Origin of the sequence: Achromobacter arsenitoxydans SY8 (assembly GCF_000236785.1) — a bacterium.
In the GTDB taxonomy this organism is placed as follows: domain Bacteria; phylum Pseudomonadota; class Gammaproteobacteria; order Burkholderiales; family Burkholderiaceae_B; genus Achromobacter; species Achromobacter arsenitoxydans.
This window is the reverse complement of sequence record NZ_AGUF01000049.1, coordinates 1-3098: the sequence shown is the minus strand read 5'-3', so window position 1 is coordinate 3098 and position 3098 is coordinate 1. Positions and strand designations below refer to the sequence as shown.

The window sequence follows — 3098 nt, the reverse complement described above, 5'->3', positions numbered from 1 at the left end:
AGGGCGTGGACGGCGCGGGCAAAAGCACGCACACCGGCTGGATCGCCGACTTCCTGCGCGCGCAGGGCCTGGAAGTGGTGTCCACGCGCGAACCCGGCGGCACGCCGCTGGGTGAAAAGCTGCGCGCGCTGGTGCTCAATGACGCCATGGGGCTGGATACCGAAACCCTGCTGATGTTTGCCGCCCGCTGCGAGCATGCGCGGCAGGTGATCGAGCCCGCGCTCGCGCGCGGCGCCTGGGTGGTCTGCGACCGCTACACCGACGCGAGCTACGCCTACCAAGGCGGCGGGCGCGGCCTGGGGGCGGAACGCGTGGCCGTGCTGGAAGACTGGATGCGTGCCGGGCGGCCAGACCGCACCTGGCTGTTCGACGTGCCATTGGAAGTGGCCCGGGCGCGGCTGGCCGACGCCCGCGAACCCGACCGCTTCGAGCGCGAGGGCGCAGCGTTCTTCGAACGCACCCGCCAGGCCTATCACGCGCGCGCCAAGGCCGACCCCGATCGCATCCATATCGTCGACTCCACCCGATCCATCGCCCAGATCCGCGCCGAACTCGAAGCCGGCCTGCGCGAACTGCTGGCCGGCCAGGCATGAGCGCGCCCCAGTTCCTGCCGTGGCAAATGGACACGGCCCGCACCTGGCTGGGCAACCGCGACCGGTTTGCGCACGCCTGGCTGGTGCACGGACTGGCCGGCATCGGCAAACTGGATTTTGCGGTGGCGGCGGCGGCCAGCCTGTTGTGCGAGACGCCTGAAAACGGCCTGGCCTGCGGCCACTGCGCCGCCTGCGCCTGGTTCGCCAGCGGCAACCATCCCGACCTGCGCCGCATCCGTCCCGAGGCGGTGGCCGTGGAAGAGGGCGCCGATGCGGCCGAGCAGGCCGAAGACGCCGAGCCCGCCGCCGGCACAGCCAAGCGGGCGCCGTCCAAGGAAATCCGCATCGACCAGATCCGCTCGCTGGAGTCGTGGTTCAACACGGCCACGCACCGCGGCGGCTGGCGCGTGGCATTGCTTTATCCGGCCCACGCGCTGAATGTGGTGTCGTCCAACGCCCTGCTGAAGGTGCTGGAGGAACCGCCTCCCCATACGGTGTTCCTGCTGGTGGCGGATGCGCCCGACCGCCTGCTGCCGACCCTGGTGTCGCGCTGCCGGCGTCTGCCGCTGCCCGCGCCGGACGCGGACACCGCGCTGCAATGGCTGCGCGGCCAGAACGTGGAGCCGGCGCGCGAATGGCTGGCCGCGGCGGGCGGCGCGCCGCTGGCGGCGCTGCGCCTGGCGCAGGCGGGCGAGACCGCCTGTCCGCCCTGGTTGGCGCAATTGATCGGCCCGCTGGCCAAAGGGCAGGCGCCCGACGTGGGCACGCTAGCCGAATCCCTGGAAAAGGTGGCGGCGGCCGAATGGATTGATGCCCTGCAACGGCTCTATACGGACCTGATGCTGGCCAGCGCCGGGGCGCCCGTGCGCTACTTTCCGTCGCTGGCGGCGGGCGTTGCGCAGGTCGCCGCCCGCATCAATACCGCCCGCGTGGCCGAGGCCGCGCGCTGGCTCACCCGCCAGCGCGCGTTGGCCACTCACCCCCTGAACGCCAAGCTGTTCGCCCACGCCACCCTGCAGCGCGTGGTGCTATCCTGCCAAGCGTAAGCCCTTGATCCGGCGGCGCTTTGCCCGGAGGCAGGGCGGGGCGCCCCGGCTCCTTCAACCAGACTCACCATGTACGTCGATTCCCACTGTCATTTGAATTTCCCGGAGCTGGCGGCCGATCTGCCGGCCATTCTTGACCGCATGACGGCAAACCAGGTCACCCACGCGCTGGTCGTCAGCGTGAACATGCCGGAATGGCCGGGCCTGATGTCGCTGGTGGAACCCGAAGCGAGGCTCTGGGCCTCGGTGGGCGTGCACCCCGACTACGAAGACACGCCGGACCCGAGCCCCGAAGAGCTCGTGCGGCTGTCCGAGCATCCCAAGGTCGTCGCCATCGGCGAAACCGGCCTGGACTACTACCGCCTGTCCGAGCCCCTGGACTGGCAGCGCGAACGCTTCCGCCGCCACATCCGCGCCGCGCGTGACGCTCGCCTGCCGCTCATCGTCCACACGCGTTCATCGGCTGAGGACACGGTGCGCATGCTGCGCGAAGAGAAAGCGTCCGAGGCCGGCGGGGTGATGCACTGTTTCACCGAGACCTGGGAAGTCGCGCAGGCCGCTCTGGACCAGAATTTCCATATTTCGCTGTCGGGCATCGTGACGTTCAAGAATGCCCAGATCGTGCACGAGGTCGCCGCCAAGGTGCCGCTGGACCGGCTGCTGATCGAAACCGATTCGCCTTACCTGGCGCCGGTGCCGTATCGCGGCAAGCTCAATGATCCGTCCAAGGTGATTCACGTTGCCGAAAAGATCGCGGACCTCAGGGGGATCTCCGTCGCCGAAGTGGCGCGCGCATCAACGGAAAATTTCTTTAAGCTTTTCAATAAGATAAAGCGTTAATTTAATCTTATTTATCAAATATTGTTCTCGAGGATAGCCATGGCCATCAGCTTCGCTTCTGCCCAAAAAGCCTTTCTGTCCTGCGGCCGCGCAGGCATGCTGGCGCTGGCCATCGGTCTGGCGGCGCCGGCATCCCAGGCCGCCAATCCCGGCGACTGGTGGGTGTATGTCGCCAACGACTATCCCGACGATATCAAGGCGCTGCTGGCCCAGGGGTCGGACCCCAACGTGCGCTACAAGAACGGCCAGCCGGCCATCATGCGTGCGGTGGTGGATGGCGCCTGGAAGGTGTTCGATGTGCTTGCGGCCGACAAGCGCACCGACGTGAACGCCGAGAATCCCGCGGGTGAAACCCCGCTGATGTACCTGGCCATCGCCGGCCAGACCGAACGCGCCCGCAAGCTGATCGCGCGCGGCGCCAACGTCAACCGTCTGGGCTGGACGCCGCTGCACTACGCGGCTTCCCGGGGGCAGATGGAAATGGCCCGGCTGCTGCTGGCGAACAAGGCGATGGTCAACGCGCCGGCGCCCAACGGTGAAACGCCGCTGATGATGGCTGCGCTGTCGGGCCGCAAGCCCATGGTGGATCTGCTGATCAAGTCGGGCGCGGACATCACCA

General features: G+C 68.0%; 4 protein-coding genes. All 4 read left to right on the top strand.

What is annotated here, in order from left to right:
- The coding region (tmk, locus tag KYC_RS13700; RefSeq protein ID WP_008163160.1) for a dTMP kinase at positions 1 to 593 on the top strand (593 nt) is incomplete at its 5' end.
- Entirely contained in the window at positions 590 to 1639 is a 1050-nt protein-coding gene (holB, locus tag KYC_RS13695; RefSeq protein ID WP_008163158.1) for a DNA polymerase III subunit delta', read from the top strand. The genes tmk and holB, both read left to right, overlap by 4 nt.
- Positions 1640 to 1708: 69 nt before the next feature.
- Positions 1709 to 2479, top strand: a complete 771-nt coding sequence (locus tag KYC_RS13690; RefSeq protein WP_008163156.1) for a TatD family hydrolase — start codon at positions 1709 to 1711, stop codon at positions 2477 to 2479.
- Between the two features lie 39 nt (positions 2480 to 2518).
- A partial coding sequence (locus tag KYC_RS13685) for an ankyrin repeat domain-containing protein (RefSeq protein ID WP_008163153.1) occupies positions 2519 to 3098 on the top strand: 580 nt, incomplete at its 3' end.